This window comes from Kocuria marina (genome assembly GCA_014652975.1).
GTDB lineage: Bacteria > Actinomycetota > Actinomycetes > Actinomycetales > Micrococcaceae > Kocuria > Kocuria marina.
The window spans coordinates 268,782-285,590 of record BMZV01000001.1 but is presented as its reverse complement, the minus strand read 5'-3'; the positions used below and the strand labels follow the sequence as shown (position 1 = coordinate 285,590).

Genomic DNA, 16,809 nt, shown 5'->3' with positions numbered 1-16,809 from the left:
TCCTGCTCGGCCTCGCGGGCCTGTGCATCCTCGGAATCTCCTTGAAGGTCGTGTTCAGCCTCTTCAAGGGCCAGCTGTAACTCGTGCCCGTCGAGATCCCCACGGACCTGACCCCCGAACTCGTTCCTTTCGCATGGCTGTTGGGCACGTGGGAGGGCAACGGCTTCATGGGATACGGCGACGCCGAACAGCGTGCCTTCCGGCAACGCGTCACGTTCGAACAGACCGGCTTACCGTTCATGATCTACCGCGCGCGGACCACGCTGCTCAACGAAGAGGGCGAACCCCAGCGCGAGGCCACGTACGAACAAGGGTTCTGGGAGCTCGCCCGTCTCCGTGAGGACGGCGACATCGGACCCGGGATGCTCCCGCCGGACCCCGTGCCCGTGCTCAAGTCCGCACAGGACGTCGAGGACCTGCGCAACGCGGACGGCGGCTTCGACATCTCCGTGACGATCGCCCAGCCCGGCGGCGTCGCCGAGCTGTACCTGGGCCAGATCAAGGGCCCGCGCGTGGACCTCAGCACGGACGCCGTGATCCGTGCCCGCGGTGCCAAGGAGTACGTCTCCGGGACCCGGCTCTACGGGCTCGTCAACAACCACCTCATGTGGGCGTGGGACATGGCCGCGCAGGGCCACGAACTCGCTACGCACGCTTCCGCCGAACTGAGCAAGGTCGAACCCCAGAAGTGACTGACACCGCACCCTCATACTCCTCCGTCCTGTTGCACCGCCACGGTGCCGTGACCGCGGAAGCGCTGGACGAGGGGGTCGCGGCGCACTACGGCGCCCCCGTGCACGAACAGCGCGCCCTGGCCCGGGGGAGGGCCGTGGTGGACCAGTCCCAGCGCGGCGTCGTGACCGTGAGTGGCCCCGATCGACTGAGCTGGCTCACCACCTTGTCGTCGCAGGTGCTCACCGGACTGAGCCCGGGAGTCAGTACCGAAACCCTCTTCCTGAGCATCCAGGGCCGCGTGGAATTCGCTCCGCACGTGGTCGACGATGGCGGGACCACGTGGTTGATCACCGAGGCCCGGGAGGCCGCAGGGCTCGCCGACTGGCTGACCACCATGCGCTTCGCCCTGCGGGTGGAGATCGAGGACGTCAGTGACCGCTGGGCGGTGCTCGTCGCCACGCGGGACCTTCGTGAGCTGCTTCCCGCCCAGACCAACCCCGTGCTGGTGTGGCACGACCCGTGGCCGGGCGTCGGCGCGGGCGGTCACGCCTACGCCGTGACCGAGGACCACCCGGGTGCCGCGCGCTCGTGGTACGAACACCTGATTCCGCTCGCGTCGTTGGAGACCGCGGTCGCGGCTCTCGAGGAACAGGGGTACTCGCTCGCCGGTTCGTGGGCCGCGGAGGCCCTGCGGATCGAGGCCTGGCGGCCGCGCTGGGGCGCGGACACGGACGAGAAGACCATTCCGCACGAACTGGACTGGATGCGCACCGCCGTGCACCTGGCCAAGGGCTGCTACAAGGGCCAGGAGACCGTGGCCCGCGTGCACAACCTGGGCCACCCGCCGCGCCGGCTCACGTTCCTGGACCTGGACGGTTCCCAGCACACGCTCCCGGGCCCCGGGGCCACGGTCGAGCTGAACGGCAAGGTCGTGGGTCGCGTGACCGCGGCCCAGTTGCACCACGAGGCCGGCCCCATCGCGCTCGCCGTGCTCAAACGCTCGGTCGCCCCGGACGCGGTGCTCACCGTGCGGGACACCGTCGTGCAGGGCTCGAAGGAGGCCGCATCGAACGGCAACGGCGCGTCCGACGACGCCGCGGGCGGCACGTCCGCGGACGCACCCGCCGAACAGTGGGCCGCCGCCCAGACCGTGGTGGTCCCCCCGGATGCCGGGTCCGTGGTGGGCCGGGCCCAGGGGCTCATGCGCGGTCCGCGCGGCGGCGGAATGCGGCTCTGACCTAACACGACTGACATGTGGTGACGCCCCGTTCCCCTCGGAGGGGAACGGGGCGTCACCACGAGTCGGGGCTCAGCGACCGAACAGCACCTTGGCCTCGTCGTAGCGGTCCTGCGGTACCACCTTGAGCCCGTCGAGCGCCTCGGAGAAGTCCACGCGCACCACGTCCGTGCCGCGCAGCGCGCACATCTTGCCCCACTGCTTCTCGGTGGCCATCCCCACGGCGGCGATCCCCAGTCGCGTGGCCAGGACACGGTCGAAGCCGGTGGGCGCGCCGCCGCGCTGGATGTGACCCAGGATCGTGTTGCGGGTCTCGATGCCGGTGTTCTCCTCGATCTCCCGCGTCACGAAGTCCCCGATGCCCCCCAGCCGCGGGCGCCCGGACGCCTCGGTGCCCTTGCCCGCGATGGCCTCCTCGCGGTCGTCGGGGATGAAGCCCTCCGCCACGACAACGAGCGGTGAGCGGCCACGCTCGTGGACCTCACGGACCCACTCGGAAACCTGCTCCATGGACTCCCGGAATTCGGGGATCAGGATGGCGTGCGCGCCGGCGGCCATGCCGGAGTGCAGCGCGATCCAGCCCACGTGGCGGCCCATGACCTCCGCGACCATGCACCGGTGATGCGATTCGCCGGTGGTGCGCAGCCGGTCCATCGCATCCGTTGCGATCGAGACCGCGGTGTCGAAACCGAACGTGAAGTCGGTGGCCTGCAGGTCGTTGTCGATGGTCTTGGGCACGCCCACCACGGGCAGCCCCGCATCCGCGAGCCGCTTGGCGCCGGCCAGGGTGCCTTCGCCGCCGATCGCGACCACGGCGTCGATCCCGTGACGCTCCAGGACCTTGGCGATGTTCTCGGGACCGCCCTGGGGGCCGTCGAAGGGGTTGGTGCGCGAGGTGCCCAGGATGGTCCCGCCCTGGCGCGCGAGGCCGCGCACGCTTTGCCGCGGCAGGTCGATGATGTCCCCTTCGACGACGCCGCGCCAGCCGTCCCGAAAGCCCACGAACTCGTGATCGAAGGATTTGATGCCGTGCAACACCGCGCCGCGGATCACCGCGTTGAGTCCGGGGCAGTCCCCGCCGCTGGTCATGAGCCCGATTCGCATGTGTGCCTCAGTTCCCCTCTGTCGTGTCGTGTCGTCTCGTTGTTCCCCTTCCATCCTAGTGACGCGCGCTCGGCGTTGCCCGGGACACCGGATGAACGGATGCGCGGCACACGGTGGGTCCCGTCCACCCGTGGTTAATGTGGACAACTAAGATCGGGGGAGGATCTGTGAACACGCCGTTCGCGATGTCAGGCCACCAGGAGGACGTTATGACCGCCCAGCAAGAACCGGCCCGGGAGAACCTGCGCGAGTTCATCGACAAGCTCGTGGACCAGGGGTACACCGTGCGGGACGGGCAGTCCCCGGACCCCGATCTGATCGACCCGGGTGGAAGCGCGGTGGAGACGTGGCGTGAGGGGTACCCGTACGACGAGCGGATGTCCCGCGAGGACTATGAGCTCGAGAAGTACCAGTTGCAGATCGAACTGTTGAAGTTCCAGTACTGGGGTCAGGACAACGACCTCAAACACGTGATCGTGTTCGAGGGCCGGGACGCCGCGGGCAAGGGCGGGACCATCAAGCGTTTCACCGAGCACCTCAACCCCCGCGCCGCCCGCGTGGTGGCCCTGAACAAGCCCTCGGACCGCGAGCAGGGCCAGTGGTACTTCCAGCGCTACATCCAGCACCTGCCCACCAACGGTGAGATCGTGCTGTTCGACCGCTCGTGGTACAACCGCGGCAACGTGGAGCGCGTGATGGGCTTCTGCACGGACGAGCAGTACGAGAGCTTCATGCTGCAGGCGCCCGTGTTCGAGAAGATGCTCGTGGACTCGGGGATCCACCTGACCAAGTTCTGGTTCTCGGTGACGCAGCACGAGCAGCGCACGCGCTTTGCGATCCGCCAGATCGACCCGGTGCGCCGCTGGAAGCTCTCGCCCATGGACCTCGCGTCCCTGGACCGCTGGGAGGACTACACCGTGGCCAAGGAGGAGACCTTCCGCCGCACGGACACGGACCACGCCCCGTGGATCACCATCAAGTCCAACGACAAGAAGCGCGCCCGCCTCAACGCCATGCGCTTCTTCCTCAACCAGTTCGACTACGAGGACAAGGACACCTCCGTGGTGTACCCGCCAGACCCGCTGATCGTGCGCCGCGGCCGCGACGCCGTGGACGACTGATACCCGGCTCCTCCCACCGTCCCCCGGAAGCGTCCATGGTTGGTTCCACCCCCGTGAGCCGCCCGGCCTGATTGATTCGAGGCTGGGCGGCCGCTGGCGTATCCACCCTGTGCGCGGCCACGTCCCACTACGCGGTGGACCCGAACCCGCCGAACGTGGCCCTCCTGGCGTTGACCCTCTCGATCGTGGGGCTCGTGTGCGTGCTTCTCGCCGGGCGGCGTCTCGGCGCCGTACGAACCGCGTGTGCCGTGGCGCTGAGCCAGGTGCCCTTCCACGCGCCGTTCTCGCTGGGCGGTCATGCTGCGGGGCCGTCCTCCCACGTGATCGGGACGGCCCACGCCCAGGGTCACGCCCTGCGCCCCGTCCCCCTGGCCTACCCCCTGCCCCCGCGCGCGTGGTCACCCGTGCGCATCATCTCCCCACGCGGACCGCCGGCTCTCTCCGTCTGAGCCGCTTTCCTTTCGAGCACACCCCGGGCACTCACCTGCGGGGTGTCCTCACCACATGCCGTCGAGAGGTACTTCATCATGTCCGCAACACGGAACGCACCGTCGTCCGAACGTGCCTGCGAGGGTGCGCGCCCCTCCCACGCCTGGTTCATGGCCCTGCTGCAAAGACTGCACTCTGCCACTGCGCACCACGATCGACCGGTTGCGCCGGGACCTGCTGGTGGGTGAGCCCGGGCGGCTCTACAGCGAACTCGCGGCCTCGTGCTCGCGGCGGATCTCGCGGTCGCCGTCGTCGCAAACGCCGCTCGGCCCGGGAATCCGCGCACTGATCATCCGTGCGGACGGCGCTCCCCGAACGGGCCTTACGGCCTGAACGGACCGCGCCGTCTGAACGGAAGGCGCTCCCTGCACGAACAGCGCCCCTGAACGAACGGCGCCCCCAACAGCGGTCATCCGCCGTCGGGGGTGCGTGCGCTGGGGAGGGTGCGTGCGCGGTGAAGGGTGCGTCCGCGCGGGGGCCTCAGGCGGTCTCGCCCCGGAAGTTGTGCCGGTCCACGAGCGCCCACGACGCCGCGGCGTTGACAGCGGCCACGGTGAACACCGAGGGCCACGCGCCGATCTTCTTGGCCAGCGGGTGGGACAGTCCGAACCCGGCGAGGTACAGCACACTCAGGCCCGCGGTCGTGGCGGGTCCCGCGGAGCGGTACCACGTGCGCCCGGCGACCACGCCCTTCGCGAGCAGGACCGCGCCGCCCAGGGCGCGCACCCCCGTGAAACGGGCCACCGCGTAACCGCCGATCAGTCCGCCGGCCACCACAGCCGAGCTGGGCAGGGCCACGGCGGAGGGCAGCAATTCGTCCAGCTCGTGCAAGGTCTCTTTGACGCTCATTCGGTGCCTCCCAGGAAGTTCTGCAGACGGGACAGGCCCTCGGCGAGATCGTCGTCGCCCAGGGCGTAGGACAGGCGCAGGTACCCGGACGGGCCGAAGGCCTCACCCGGGACCACTGCCACCTCGGCCTTCTCGAGGATCAGTTCCGCGAGCTCCGCGCTCGTGGTGGGCGTGACGCCCGCGAACTCGCGGCCCAACAACGCCGTGATGTCTGGGTACGCGTAGAACGCACCGGTGGGGGTGGGGCACACCACGCCGTCGATCGCGTTGAGCCCGTCCACGATCGTGCGACGACGCCGGTCGAAGGCCTCGCGCATGCGCTCCACCTGGTCCATGGGCCCGTTCAGGGCGGCCAAGGCCGCGCGCTGGGCCACGTTGTTCACGTTGGAACTCAGGTGCGACTGCAGGTTGGTCGCGGCCTTCACGACGTCCGCGGGACCGATCAGCCAGCCCACACGCCACCCGGTCATCGCGTAGGTCTTGGCCACGCCGTTGAGCAGGATGAGGTTCTCGTGCAGCTCGGGTACGGCGCGGGCCATGGAGGTGAACTCCACGTCGTCGTACGTGAGGTGCTGGTAAATCTCGTCGCTGATCACGAAGATGCCCTTGGCCGCGGCCCATTCACCCACGGCCCGGGTCTCCTCGGCGGTGTAGACCGCACCCGTGGGGTTGGAGGGCGAGCAGAACAACAGGGCCTTGGTGTGCTCCGTGTATGCGGCCTCAAGTTGTTCGGGCGTGACCTTGTACTCCTGGTCCGCACCCGCGAAGACCTCCACGGGGTTGCCGCCGGCCAGTCGGATGGCTTCAGGGTAGGTGGTCCAATATGGGGCGGGCAGCAGGACGTCGTCGCCGTCGTCCACGACCGTCTGGAACGCCTGGTACACGGCCTGCTTGCCGCCGTTGGTCACGAGCACCTGGGAGGGCTCCACGGCCCATCCGCTGTCGCGCTGCGTGGCTTGCGCGATCGCTGAACGCAGCTCGGGCAGTCCCGCGGCGGGGGAGTAGCGGAAGTTCTTGGGGTCCTGGAGGGCCTCGGCGGCGGCATCCACGATGTAGTCGGGGGTCGCGAAGTCCGGTTCACCCGCGCCGAAGCCGATCACCGGCCGCCCCTCGGCCTTGAGGGCCTTGGCCTTGGCGTCCACGGCGAGGGTCGCGGACTCCGCGATCGCCGAGATCCGATGCGAGATGCGCTGCTGCGCTGGTGACATGGTGATCATTTCTCCTGGGCTGACTGGGCTGCTTGGACTGACCGGGTCGTCCCGGCGGGCGGGCCTCTCACTGGCCCGCGCACGGATCCGTACGGGAACCTGACGGGCCCGGGGTCCAACCGGGGACGCGGACACCGCTCCCAGCTTAGGTGGCCGGACCCTTGCTTTGCACGGGACGCGGCGGGCGCGTACCATGGTCTGTTGGTGCCGCCACCAGTTCGGTGCGCTCTGCCCCGGGATGGACTCCCGTCGGCGGGATGATGGGCCGATGATAGGCTCGGGCACCGGATTTCGTGTCGCGCACGGCTGCGGCACGGTGTCGAAGGGCAGTGGCGCAATTGGTAGCGCAGCGGTCTCCAAAACCGCAGGTTGCAGGTTCGAGTCCTGTCTGCCCTGCTTCAGGACCCACAACGGCACGCACACCACCGCCGAGAAGTTGCTTCACGCAGGGGAGAGCCGATGTCGCACACCGTCACAGGACAGACCCCGGGTCAACCTGCCGGTTCCGATCACAAACGTGGGATCTTCGGCCGGATCTGGCTGTTTATCCGTCAGGTCGTGGGAGAACTCAAGAAGGTCGTCGCCCCGTCCCGCCGGGAACTGGTCAACTTCGTCCTGGTCGTGCTGGCGTTCGTGGCGTTCATGATGGTGTTGATCTCCCTGTTGGACCTGGGCTTCGGTCAGGTGGCCATCTGGCTGTTCGGGAACGGCGACCAGGCCCAGTAAGTCCTTCCACCACTTCCAGACGTCCACAGAAAGCAGGAATCCCCGGTGACCGATCACGAGCTCGATAACGACGACACCCAGCCCGCTCAGTTCGACTCCCTGATGGCGGACGCTGCGCGGGACGAGTCGGCGCAGAGCACGTCCGAGACCACCGAGACCACGGATCCGCAGCAGGACTCCGAGGAGCGCACCGTGCAGGAAGCCGACCTCGACGCCGCCGAGGGTAACGGCGAGGCCGTGCCCGTCCCCACCGAGGACGCCGCGGCCACGGCAGAAGCCGCCGAGGACGACGTCGACCCCGCGGTGGAATTTAAGGCCAAGCTGCGCCGCCAAGAGGGCGACTGGTTCGTGATCCACACGTACGCGGGGTACGAGAACCGTGTGAAGACCAACCTCGAGACCCGCATCCAGTCCCTCAACATGGAAGAGGACATCTTCCAGATCGAGGTGCCCATGGAAGAGGTCGTGGAGATCAAGAACTCGCAGCGCAAGACCGTGCGCCGCGTGCGGATCCCCGGGTACGTGCTCGTGCGCATGAACCTCACGGATGCCTCCTGGGGCGCTGTGCGCCACACCCCGGGTGTCACGGGCTTCGTGGGCCAGGACGCCTACAACCCGGTGCCGCTGCGCCTGGACGAGGTCTTCGACATGCTCGCCCCCACGTTCGAGACCCCCGAAAAGGCCAAGGGCCTGGGCGAGACCGCCGGTTCCGGCGCGGGTGCCCAGGGTGGCGCCCAGCAGGTCACCGTGGACTTCGAGGTCGGCGAGTCCGTGATCGTGAAGGAGGGCCCCTTCGAGACCCTCCCGGCCACGATCTCCGAGATCAAGGTGGAATCCCAGCAGCTCGTGGTACTGGTGTCCATCTTCGAACGCGAGACCCCCGTGACCCTCGGTTTCGACCAGGTCACCAAGATCTAGTCCCATCAGGTTTCGGAATCCGGCCTCGGATGTGCTTTGGTCCGGGGTGTTTCCGTTCGGTCGCCGCGCCACGGCGACCACTCGCCGTCGTACGCTCCTGTGCGGCGGTACGCACAGCTAGAAGAAGGACCATCACATGGCTCCCAAGAAGAAGGTCGCAGGCCTGATCAAGCTGCAGATCCAGGCGGGCGCCGCCAACCCGGCTCCCCCGGTGGGTCCCGCGCTGGGTCAGCACGGCGTCAACATCATGGAATTCTGCAAGGCCTATAACGCGGCCACGGAATCCCAGCGCGGCAACATCGTACCGGTCGAGATCACCGTGTACGAGGACCGCTCGTTCACGTTCGTAACCAAGACCCCGCCGGCCGCGCAGCTGATCAAGAAGGCCGCCGGCGTCGCCAAGGGCTCCGGTGTCCCACACACCAATAAGGTCGGGAAGATCACCATGGACCAGGTCCGTGAGATCGCCGAGACCAAGAAGGAAGACCTCAACGCCAACGACGTCGAGGCCGCCGCGAAGATCATCGCCGGCACCGCCCGTTCCATGGGCATCGAGGTCAACTGAGCTCTTCCGAGCTCGTACCGAAAACAACCATCGTGGCAGGGCCGAGCGCGGCCCGCTGACCACAACTGCACAAGGAGAACAAGCAGATGGCACAGCGCAGCAAGGCATACCGGGCAGCTGCCGAGAAGATCGAGGCGGGCAAGTTCTACGCTCCCGCCGAGGCGGTCGCCCTGGCCAAGGAACTGGCCGAGAACAGCAAGTCCGATTCCACCGTCGAGGTGTCCATGCGCCTCGGTGTGGATCCCCGCAAGGCGGACCAGATGGTCCGCGGCACCGTGAACCTGCCCAACGGCACGGGCAAGACCGCCCGCGTGGTCGTGTTCGCAACCGGTGACAAGGCCGCCGCGGCCGAGGCCGCCGGTGCGGACTTCGTGGGTTCCGACGACCTGATCGCCAAGGTCCAGGGCGGTTGGACCGATTTCGACGCCGCCGTGGCCACCCCGGACATGATGGGCAAGGTGGGCCGCCTGGGCAAGATCCTGGGTCCCCGTAACCTCATGCCGAACCCCAAGACCGGCACCGTGACGATGGACGTGGCCAAGGCCGTGTCCGACATCAAGGGCGGTAAGATCGACTTCCGCGTGGACAAGCACTCCAACCTGCACTTCATCATCGGCAAGGCGTCCTTCGACGCCCAGAAGCTGGCCGAGAACTACGGTGCCGCGCTGGAAGAGGTGCTTCGTCTGAAGCCGGCCGCGTCCAAGGGCCGTTACATCACCAAGGCTACCGTGGCCACCACGTTCGGCCCGGGCATCCCTGTGGACCCGAGCGCCACCGAGGTCACCACCCAGGCGTGATCGCGGGTACGTAACGAGGGAACGCTCGCATTCCCTGCCGTCGAGGGAAGGGTCCGTGCCGTCACCGGCCGGACCCTTCTTTCGTGGGACGATGGAAACACCGTTACGAATTCTTGATGTACTTGAGGCCGGGTTCCGTGGACGGGGCCCGTCGCCCGGGTGCCGTCCCGGCCGGGCGGCGCGGAAGGAGATCACTGTGACGGAGCCGTCACCGGTACGCATCGAATTGTTGTGCATCCCCGACACCTTCGATGACGAGGCGCAGCGGGTCCTGGGGCGCGTGGCCGCGCTCGTGCAGTCCTCCCGGCGACACGTGTGGGGCACCGGTCAGCTCAGCAACGGCGCCCACGACATCTTCCGGGACCTGCACGACCCCTACGAGCGCGTGAACGTCCTGTGCGCGTACTTCGACGACCGTCTCGTGGGGCGCGCCGAGGTGCGGATGCCCCTGATCACGGACACCGACATGGCGCAGATCGCGGTGGACGTGGCCCCGGACGAGACCTCCGAGGGGATCGGGCGCGCTCTTCTGAGTGCTGCGGAGCAACTTGCGCGGGGTGAGTCCCGCCGGTTCATCCGCCTCGTGACCGAGCACCCCGCGTCCGAGGCGCGCGATCCCTCCGGCCCCGGGGACGGCAGCGCGGACGGCACGGCCGACGGCGGTGCGAGCCCCGTGGCTCCCGTCCCATGGCTCGACGCCGCCGATGGTTCCGGGCGCCTGCCCGCGAGCCACCGCCAGACCCGCTTCGCCCAGCACGCCGGGTACACCCTGCGCACGGTCAGCAGTTTCGCGCTCCTGCCCGTGCCGCTGGACGAACAGCGCGCCGCGCGCATCCACGAATCCCTCGAGGCCGTGCCCTTCGCGGACCACTACCGCCTGCACACGTGGGTGGGGGAGGCCCCGGACGAGCTCCTGGCCCCGCTCGCGCAGCTGCACGCCAAGATCCCCACGGACTCGTTCGTGCGCCCGATCGTGGCGGACCCGGACCCGTGGGACAGCGCGCGGGTGCGCCGCACGGAACAGCTGCGTCAGGAGGACGGCGACCGGTCCCTGATGGCCGTGGTCCAGGACGTGCGCACGAGCGAGCTCGTGGGGATGACCGAACTGATCCTCGCGCAGCACCGCCCGGCCCTGGCCCTGCAGGACGAGACCCTCGTGGTGCGCACCCACCGCGGGCACCGGTTGGGGATGCGGCTCAAGCTCGCCAACCTCGAGCAGCTCACGAACGTGGCCCCCGAGGTCCGGACCGTGTACTCGTGGACCCACAGCGGCAACGACCGGATGAACTGGGTCAACGCCCAGCTAGGCTTCCGGGACGCCGGTCAGTCCGCGATCTGGGAGCAGGACTTCAGCATCCACTGACCGCCGGGGCCGGTCACTCACCACGGCAGGGGCAGCACCACGGTCTCCTGTCCGCGGGCCAGCCCGTCCCGGGGCACGGACAGCAGCCCTTGCGCCGCGGCGAGTCCGCGCACCATGTTGGAGCCCACCGCGCGGCACGGCACCCAGCCGTCCTCGTGCCGCCGGGCCGGTAGCAATCGTTCGGAGCGGGCGTCGGCCAGATCCTCCCCGGCAATCGCGGGGGCGAAAGGTTGGGCATCGCGGCCCAGGTGGCCGGCCAGGAACGCCCCACCCAGCAGCAGGAACGCCACCATGGCGCCCAGGGGATTGCCGGGCAGCGCGAGCACGGCGGTGTCCCGCGCGGCTGCGAACAATGTGGGGTGACCGGGCATGAGGTCCAGCTGGTCCACGAGCACGTGGCACTCGTCCTGCACCAGGGGACGCACGAAGTCCGCGTGCGAGCGGGACGTGCCACCCGTGGTGACCACGAGGTCGTGCTCGGCACTCAGTTCGCGGAGCAGGCAACGCAGCGCCGCGGCGTCGTCGGGACCGCGGCTCACCGTGACCGTGCGCCCGCCGAAGGCCTTCACCATGGGCGGCAGGGACATGCTGAACGCATCGCGCACGTACCCGGGAGCCGGGAGCCCGCTGGTGCGCACCTCGGAACCCGTGAGCAGCAGGGCCACGCGCGGGACGGTACACACGGGCACGTCGTCCCGTCCGGCCACGGCCAGGAACGCCGCGTGCGCGGGGGAGAGCACGGCGCCCGCCCGCACCACGGTCTCGCCCTCGGCGCATTCCGTTCCGGCCGGGCGAATGTGCCTGCCCGCGAGTTCCGTGCGCGGGCTGCCGGGGGACAGCTCAAGGAGCTCGCCGCGGCGGGTTGCGAATTCCTCGCGGATGACCGTGGTGGTGCTGTCCGGGATCACGCCGCCCGTGACCACGGGGACGGCCGTGCCGGGCGCAAGCGTGACCGCGGACGCGGCACTCGGCAGCGGCGCGGACGGCGCAGCGCCGTCGGCCAGGTGATCATCCAGTCGCCGTCCGTCGGATGCCCCCGCACGGGAGCCCGGGGCGACGACGCGCCACGGTCCCGGTCCGTGGACCGCGTACCCGTCCATCGCGCTCGAGGCGTAGTGCGGGACGGAACATGCCGCGCGGACGTCGTGGGCCGCGGTGCGACCCGCCGCCCGGTCCAGGGGGACGATCTCGATCGCGCCGCCGGGCCGGGAGTCCGCGAGCACCGAACCGGCCCGGTGTGCGAGGGTCCGGGCGGCGTCACGCGCCGCGTGGTGCAGGGGTTCGAGACCGCTACTCCACGCGGGTGGGGTAGGACCAGGCATCCGATCAGCCCCCCGCGAAGGGCGGGAGGACGTCCACCGTGGCGGCCGGGGCCAGCGGGGACTCCTGGTCCCGGGCGGCCACACCGTCCACGAGCCACGAGCATTGCGGCAACACCTGGGCCAACGTGCGTTCGCCCGGTGGGGCCACGGGGTGCAGGGTGACCAACAGTTGCTGCAGCTCGGAGCGGGTCAGCGCCGTGGTGGTCTCCACGTGCTCTTCCTCTGTCCCGGCCGCGGCAGCGGCCGCCGCGAAATAACGCACGAGCACGGTCTCAGCCCCCGATCGCGCTCATGCTGCGGTCGGGCTGGACGTAGTCCCCGGAGTCGAGGCCCGCGTGGTCCATCCCGTGGGCGCGCGGCTTGACCCACATGGCATCGCGCCAGCGTTGGGCGATGTCCCGGTCGGTCGCGTTCGAGCGCAACAGGTGCATCAGATCCGTCTCGTGGTGGGAGAACAGACACGAGCGCACGTGGCCGTCCGCGGTGATCCGAGTGCGCGTGCAGTCCTCGCAGAACGGTTCCGTGACGGACGCGATGATCCCCACGGTCCCCACCACGGTGTCCTGACCGCGTTCCCGCACGAGGTACTTCTCCGCGGGGGCGCCCGCGCGGGGTGCGGTGTCCGGGGTGATGTCGAAGTCCCGGGACAGGGACTCGCGGATCTCGGTGGCCGTGACCATGTTCTTCCGGGTCCAGCCGTGGTCCGCGTCCAGGGGCATCTGTTCGATGAAGCGCAGGGCGCAGTCGTGGTCCAGGGCCCAGCGCAGCAGCGCGGGCGCCTCGTGGTCGTTGATCCCGCGCATCAGGACGGCATTGAGCTTGACCGGGCTCATGCCCGCGTCCTGGGCGGCAGCCACGCCCTCGAGCGTTTGGGTGAGCCGCCCGCGGCGGGCGAGCTTCTCGTAGGTGTCCGCGCACAGGGTGTCCAGGGAGATGTTCACGCGGGTCATCCCGCCGTCCGCGAGGGCCTGGGCACGCCCGGCGAGTCCGATGCCGTTGCTCGTCATGGACACGGGGATCCCCGGCATGCGCTCGGTCAGGGCGGCCACGAGCTCCTCGAGATCGGGGCGGATGAGCGGTTCCCCGCCCGTGAGTCGGATCTCCCGCACCCCGAAGTCCGAGACGGCGATGGCGGCCAAACGCACGATCTCCGGGACCGTCAGCAACGATTCACGCGGCAGCCACTGCATGCCCTCCGCGGGCATGCAGTACGTGCACCGGAGGTTGCACTTGTCCGTGAGGGAGATGCGCAGGTCCGTGGCGGTACGTCCGAAGCGGTCCGTCAACGGCCCCTGCGTGGGCACCCCGCGAACGGGGAGGACATGGGGATTACCGAGGAAAACGGACATACCGTCCAGTGTAGGTGCTGCCCCCAGCACGGGCGGAACCCCCGGCGGGGTGGCTACCCTGGAGCCATGTCCCGCTGTATCGAAACGCACCAGCGCACGCTGGTCGAGTTGCTCAACTCGGCGTCCCACGACGACGCCGCACTCCTGCCCCTCACGCGCGCCGCGGGACGCGTGCTCGCCCGGGACCTCGTGGCGGAGGCGGACCTGCCACCGTTGGCGAACTCGCAGATGGACGGGTTCGCGGTGCGCGTGGCCGATCTGACCCCCTCCGTCCCGCCCCAGCCAGGGGATGTTGAAGGGATCGAACTGCCCGTCGCGGACGTGCGGCCCGCGGGTGCCCAACCGGCGCGGCACACACCCGGTACCGCGACCGCCGTGATGACCGGGGCCGTGCTCCCCGAGGGCGCGGACGCGGTGATCCCCGTGGAACGGGTGCGTCCCCCGCGCTTCGACGTCCCGGCCGTGACGATCAGCCCCGACGTCGCCCGGTCCGTCACCGAGGGCACCTTCGTGCGAGCGGCCGGGAGCGACGTCGCCCGCGGCGCCGTGGCGCTGCCCGCCGGAACGCGGCTGGGGGCTGCGGCGCTCGGTGCGTGCGCCGCGCTCGGACTGGGCCCGGGAACCGAGGTGTCCGTGCGCACCGGACCGCGTGTGGTCGTGGTGAGCGGAGGGGACGAGATCGCGCCCGACGGGCACGCGCCGCGCCCCGGGATGTACCACGACGCCAACGGCCCCTTGCTGGCCGCGTGGTTGTCCGAGGCGGGCGCCGAATCGGTGACCCGGGTCCGTGTGGACGACGACCCGGACGCCTTCGTGCGAGCCCTGGATCACGTTGTCACCGAGGCACGACCCCACCTCGTGATCACGAGCGGCGGGATCAGCGCGGGCGCGTTCGAGGTCGTGCGCCAGGGCCTCGAGCGGGAGGGCCGGGACACGTGGTTCGGCCACGTGGCCATGCAACCGGGAGGCCCCCAGGGACACGGCACGTTCCGTGGCGTGCCCGTGATCTGCCTGCCCGGTAATCCCGTGAGCACGTGGGTCTCGTGCGAGGTCTTCGTGCGTCCCGCGCTCGCGGCCGCGTGGGGGTGTTGCCCGTCGCCGCGGTGGTTCACGGCCGAATTGGGCGAGGCGGTTCGACCGCTGGTCACCAGGACCCAGCTGCGCCGCGGGAGTATGGAACACCCGGGGGACGGAACGGTCCCGCGCGTGCGTCTCGTGGGGGGAGCGTCGTCGCACCTGCTGAGCGCCGCCGCCCATGCGGACGTCCTGGTGCGCATCCCGCCCGGAGAGCACGAACTCGCTGCCGGGACGACCGTGGCGGTGCTGCCGGTGGACGGCGGCGTGCTGCCCGCGGACGACGACCCGGTGCCCGCGGGCGCAGCAGACGGAACGGAACGAACAGGAGAGCCAGCGTGAGCGAACGAGAGCCGGAGCCCGGACAACAGCACCTGACACACGTGCGGGAGGACGGCACGGCGCACATGGTGGACGTGAGCGAGAAGGCGGTGACCTCGCGCGAGGCCACCGCCCAGGCCGTGCTCATGACCCGCCCGGACGTGATCGACCTGCTGGCCTCGGGGGGGCTGCCCAAGGGGGACGCGCTCGCCGTGGCGCGCGTGGCCGGGATCATGGCCGCCAAGCGCACCCCGGACCTCGTGCCCCTGTGCCACCCGCTGCCCCTGAGCAAGGTGACCGTGGACCTCACCCCGCGTGAGGACCGCGTGGTGATCGAGACGACCGTGCGCACCCGCGGTGTGACCGGCGTGGAGATGGAGGCCCTCACTGCGGCGAGCGTGGCCGCGCTGACCCTGTACGACATGATCAAGGCCGTGGACAAGGCCGCCACGATCACCGACACCCGCGTGCTCGCCAAGTCCGGCGGCAAGAGCGGCGATTGGAGCGCCCGATGAGTGAGCACGCGGATCCGGCCCACGGCCGTCCCTCCCGTCGACACGAGGTAGGCGACACCCACCTGGAGGGGCGCAGCGCCGTGGTGGTCGTGGTGTCCAGCTCGGCGGCGTCGGGCACGGCGGAGGACCGCTGCGGGCCGCTACTGCGGGACTGGTTGCGGGGCCGCGGCCTGGACGTGACGCTGCGCGTGATCCCGGACGGGCCCGAGGTCCTCGAGCTGCTGCGCAACCTCACATCGGCGTCCGGGCCTGCCGCCCCGCGGTTCGTGATCACGACCGGGGGCACCGGACTGAACTCGGACGACGTCACGCCCGAGTCCACGGCCCGGGTGCTGGAGCGCGAGTCGCCGGGGATCATGCACGCGCTGTGGAGCGCGGGGCTGCAGAAGACCCCCACGGCCGTGATGAGCCGCGGGGTCGCGGGGCACACCGGCCAGACCTTCATGGTGAACCTCCCGGGCTCGCGCGGGGGCGTCAAGGACGGGATGACCGTGCTGGACCCCCTGCTGGACCACATCAGCGCGCAGCTCGAGGACGTGCACGGTCACGGGGAGGACCGCTCCGTGACGCGCTCCGCGCAGGGGGAGGTCGTCCCCGCGGCGGTCCCGGACTCCCCGGGCCACGCCGAGCGCACGGACGTGCCCGGCCATGACGCCGCCCCCGCCGCGGGCACGGTCGGCGCGCGGGTGCCCGCAGCGGCGGCGTCGTCGTCCGACGACGACGACGCGCCGGGCGCCGAGCCCTCGGCGGGCGAGGTGCTGCTGGCGCTCGTCACGACCGACCCCCTGGATGCGGCCGAGGCGCAGCGTGCGGTCCAGCATCCGCGGTGCGGGGCGGTCGTCGGGTTCAGCGGCGTGATCCGCGACCACGACGGCGGCAAGGACGGTGTCACGGCGCTTGAGTACAGCGCCCACCCCAGCGCGGGCGAGGTCATGCGGGACGTGGTCGGTGAGATCGCGAGCGCCCACCCGGACGTGCGCTTGTGGGCCGCGCACCGGATCGGCGCGCTCGCCGTGGGGGACAGCGCGCTCGAGGTGGCCGTGGCCGCGGGACACCGTCGCGAGGCGTTCGAAGCGTGCGCGCAGCTCGTGGACCTCATCAAGGAACGCGTGCCCATCTGGAAGCGGCAGAGCTTCGAGGACGGGCAGCACAACTGGGTGGGGCTGGACGCCTGAG

General features: G+C 70.1%; 18 protein-coding genes and 1 tRNA gene. 13 read left to right on the top strand and 6 right to left on the bottom strand.

The features are described 5' to 3' along the window. Window positions 1-83: 83 nt before the first annotated feature. A complete protein-coding gene (locus IE157_RS01405; protein WP_193518907.1) occupies window positions 84-692 on the top strand; it encodes a nitrobindin family protein in 609 nt (202 codons plus the stop codon). Further along, a complete protein-coding gene (ygfZ, locus tag IE157_RS01400) occupies window positions 689-1,912 on the top strand; it encodes a CAF17-like 4Fe-4S cluster assembly/insertion protein YgfZ (protein ID WP_193518906.1) in 1,224 nt (407 codons plus the stop codon). The genes IE157_RS01405 and ygfZ overlap by 4 nt, the downstream gene beginning before the upstream one ends. A gap of 72 nt (window positions 1,913-1,984) precedes the next feature. Here ygfZ and IE157_RS01395 read toward each other — a convergent pair whose 3' ends face one another. Further along, entirely contained in the window at window positions 1,985-3,016 is a 1,032-nt protein-coding gene (locus tag IE157_RS01395) for a 6-phosphofructokinase (RefSeq protein WP_085108437.1), read from the bottom strand. A 209-nt stretch (window positions 3,017-3,225) separates the two neighbouring features. Between IE157_RS01395 and ppk2 the strand changes: the two genes are divergently transcribed. Then, a complete protein-coding gene (ppk2, locus tag IE157_RS01390) occupies window positions 3,226-4,137 on the top strand; it encodes a polyphosphate kinase 2 (RefSeq protein WP_172644385.1) in 912 nt (303 codons plus the stop codon). A gap of 71 nt (window positions 4,138-4,208) precedes the next feature. Next, on the top strand, window positions 4,209-4,586 hold the full coding sequence (locus IE157_RS01385) for a hypothetical protein (RefSeq protein ID WP_318281244.1): 378 nt from the start codon (window positions 4,209-4,211) through the stop codon (window positions 4,584-4,586). 520 nt (window positions 4,587-5,106) lie between these two features. Here the strand turns inward: IE157_RS01385 and IE157_RS01380 are convergent. Both IE157_RS01380 and IE157_RS01375 read right to left on the bottom strand, forming a co-directional pair. Continuing rightward, window positions 5,107-5,475: a hypothetical protein gene (locus tag IE157_RS01380; RefSeq protein WP_131332449.1), complete on the bottom strand. Its 369-nt coding sequence runs from the start codon at window positions 5,473-5,475 to the stop codon at window positions 5,107-5,109. Then, window positions 5,472-6,692, bottom strand: a complete 1,221-nt coding sequence (locus tag IE157_RS01375) for a pyridoxal phosphate-dependent aminotransferase (protein WP_193518905.1) — start codon at window positions 6,690-6,692, stop codon at window positions 5,472-5,474. The genes IE157_RS01380 and IE157_RS01375 overlap by 4 nt, the downstream gene beginning before the upstream one ends. A gap of 314 nt (window positions 6,693-7,006) precedes the next feature. Between IE157_RS01375 and IE157_RS01370 the strand changes: the two genes are divergently transcribed. The 6 genes from IE157_RS01370 to IE157_RS01345 all read left to right on the top strand — a co-directional run bounded on the left by IE157_RS01370 (window position 7,007) and on the right by IE157_RS01345 (window position 11,052). Beyond that, window positions 7,007-7,079 (top strand) — tRNA-Trp (locus IE157_RS01370). A gap of 63 nt (window positions 7,080-7,142) precedes the next feature. Continuing rightward, the gene (secE, locus tag IE157_RS01365) at window positions 7,143-7,409 is read left to right on the top strand and encodes a preprotein translocase subunit SecE (protein ID WP_064845237.1); all 267 of its coding nucleotides are present in this window, start codon (window positions 7,143-7,145) and stop codon (window positions 7,407-7,409) included. A 45-nt stretch (window positions 7,410-7,454) separates the two neighbouring features. After that, on the top strand, window positions 7,455-8,327 hold the full coding sequence (gene nusG / locus IE157_RS01360; protein WP_098055949.1) for a transcription termination/antitermination protein NusG: 873 nt from the start codon (window positions 7,455-7,457) through the stop codon (window positions 8,325-8,327). 136 nt (window positions 8,328-8,463) lie between these two features. After that, window positions 8,464-8,892: a 50S ribosomal protein L11 gene (rplK, locus tag IE157_RS01355; protein WP_035959909.1), complete on the top strand. Its 429-nt coding sequence runs from the start codon at window positions 8,464-8,466 to the stop codon at window positions 8,890-8,892. Between the two features lie 86 nt (window positions 8,893-8,978). After that, on the top strand, window positions 8,979-9,689 hold the full coding sequence (gene rplA / locus IE157_RS01350) for a 50S ribosomal protein L1 (protein ID WP_064845235.1): 711 nt from the start codon (window positions 8,979-8,981) through the stop codon (window positions 9,687-9,689). A gap of 196 nt (window positions 9,690-9,885) precedes the next feature. Further along, the gene (locus tag IE157_RS01345) at window positions 9,886-11,052 is read left to right on the top strand and encodes a GNAT family N-acetyltransferase (RefSeq protein ID WP_193518904.1); all 1,167 of its coding nucleotides are present in this window, start codon (window positions 9,886-9,888) and stop codon (window positions 11,050-11,052) included. Between the two features lie 17 nt (window positions 11,053-11,069). On the opposite strand, the gene IE157_RS01340 is transcribed toward IE157_RS01345, so the two are convergent. Genes IE157_RS01340 through moaA form a run of 3 tightly spaced genes read right to left on the bottom strand, consistent with a single transcriptional unit; the run spans window position 11,070 to window position 13,723 of the window. Continuing rightward, window positions 11,070-12,374, bottom strand: coding sequence for a molybdopterin molybdotransferase MoeA (locus tag IE157_RS01340; protein WP_098055951.1), 1,305 nt, complete (start codon window positions 12,372-12,374; stop codon window positions 11,070-11,072). Window positions 12,375-12,378: 4 nt separating this feature from the next. Continuing rightward, window positions 12,379-12,642 (bottom strand): MoaD/ThiS family protein, encoded by a 264-nt coding sequence (locus tag IE157_RS01335; protein WP_064845233.1) that lies wholly within the window; start codon window positions 12,640-12,642, stop codon window positions 12,379-12,381. Between the two features lie 4 nt (window positions 12,643-12,646). Further along, window positions 12,647-13,723 carry a GTP 3',8-cyclase MoaA gene (gene moaA, locus IE157_RS01330; RefSeq protein ID WP_082943125.1) on the bottom strand — a complete coding sequence of 359 codons (1,077 nt, stop codon included), beginning with the start codon at window positions 13,721-13,723 and terminating at the stop codon, window positions 12,647-12,649. A gap of 66 nt (window positions 13,724-13,789) precedes the next feature. On the opposite strand from moaA, the gene IE157_RS01325 reads away from it, so the two are divergent. The 3 genes from IE157_RS01325 to IE157_RS01315 all read left to right on the top strand — a co-directional run bounded on the left by IE157_RS01325 (window position 13,790) and on the right by IE157_RS01315 (window position 16,808). After that, the gene (locus IE157_RS01325) at window positions 13,790-15,139 is read left to right on the top strand and encodes a molybdopterin molybdotransferase MoeA (RefSeq protein WP_193518903.1); all 1,350 of its coding nucleotides are present in this window, start codon (window positions 13,790-13,792) and stop codon (window positions 15,137-15,139) included. Between the two features lie 65 nt (window positions 15,140-15,204). Beyond that, on the top strand, window positions 15,205-15,633 hold the full coding sequence (moaC, locus tag IE157_RS01320; RefSeq protein WP_240505604.1) for a cyclic pyranopterin monophosphate synthase MoaC: 429 nt from the start codon (window positions 15,205-15,207) through the stop codon (window positions 15,631-15,633). Further along, window positions 15,630-16,808 (top strand): molybdenum cofactor biosynthesis protein MoaE, encoded by a 1,179-nt coding sequence (locus tag IE157_RS01315; protein ID WP_193518902.1) that lies wholly within the window; start codon window positions 15,630-15,632, stop codon window positions 16,806-16,808. The genes moaC and IE157_RS01315 overlap by 4 nt, the downstream gene beginning before the upstream one ends. Window position 16,809 lies beyond the last annotated feature (1 nt).

Coding starts and splice junctions, on each gene's coding strand:
- IE157_RS01395 (WP_085108437.1), bottom strand. CDS start 3,016: ATGCGAATCGGGCTCATGACCAGCGGCGGGGACTGCCCCGGACTCAAC.
- ppk2 (WP_172644385.1), top strand. CDS start 3,226: ATGACCGCCCAGCAAGAACCGGCCCGGGAGAACCTGCGCGAGTTCATC.
- IE157_RS01380 (WP_131332449.1), bottom strand. CDS start 5,475: ATGAGCGTCAAAGAGACCTTGCACGAGCTGGACGAATTGCTGCCCTCC.
- IE157_RS01375 (WP_193518905.1), bottom strand. CDS start 6,692: ATGATCACCATGTCACCAGCGCAGCAGCGCATCTCGCATCGGATCTCG.
- secE (WP_064845237.1), top strand. CDS start 7,143: ATGTCGCACACCGTCACAGGACAGACCCCGGGTCAACCTGCCGGTTCC.
- rplK (WP_035959909.1), top strand. CDS start 8,464: ATGGCTCCCAAGAAGAAGGTCGCAGGCCTGATCAAGCTGCAGATCCAG.
- rplA (WP_064845235.1), top strand. CDS start 8,979: ATGGCACAGCGCAGCAAGGCATACCGGGCAGCTGCCGAGAAGATCGAG.
- IE157_RS01340 (WP_098055951.1), bottom strand. CDS start 12,374: ATGCCTGGTCCTACCCCACCCGCGTGGAGTAGCGGTCTCGAACCCCTG.
- moaA (WP_082943125.1), bottom strand. CDS start 13,723: ATGTCCGTTTTCCTCGGTAATCCCCATGTCCTCCCCGTTCGCGGGGTG.
- IE157_RS01325 (WP_193518903.1), top strand. CDS start 13,790: ATGTCCCGCTGTATCGAAACGCACCAGCGCACGCTGGTCGAGTTGCTC.
- moaC (WP_240505604.1), top strand. CDS start 15,205: ATGGTGGACGTGAGCGAGAAGGCGGTGACCTCGCGCGAGGCCACCGCC.
- IE157_RS01315 (WP_193518902.1), top strand. CDS start 15,630: ATGAGTGAGCACGCGGATCCGGCCCACGGCCGTCCCTCCCGTCGACAC.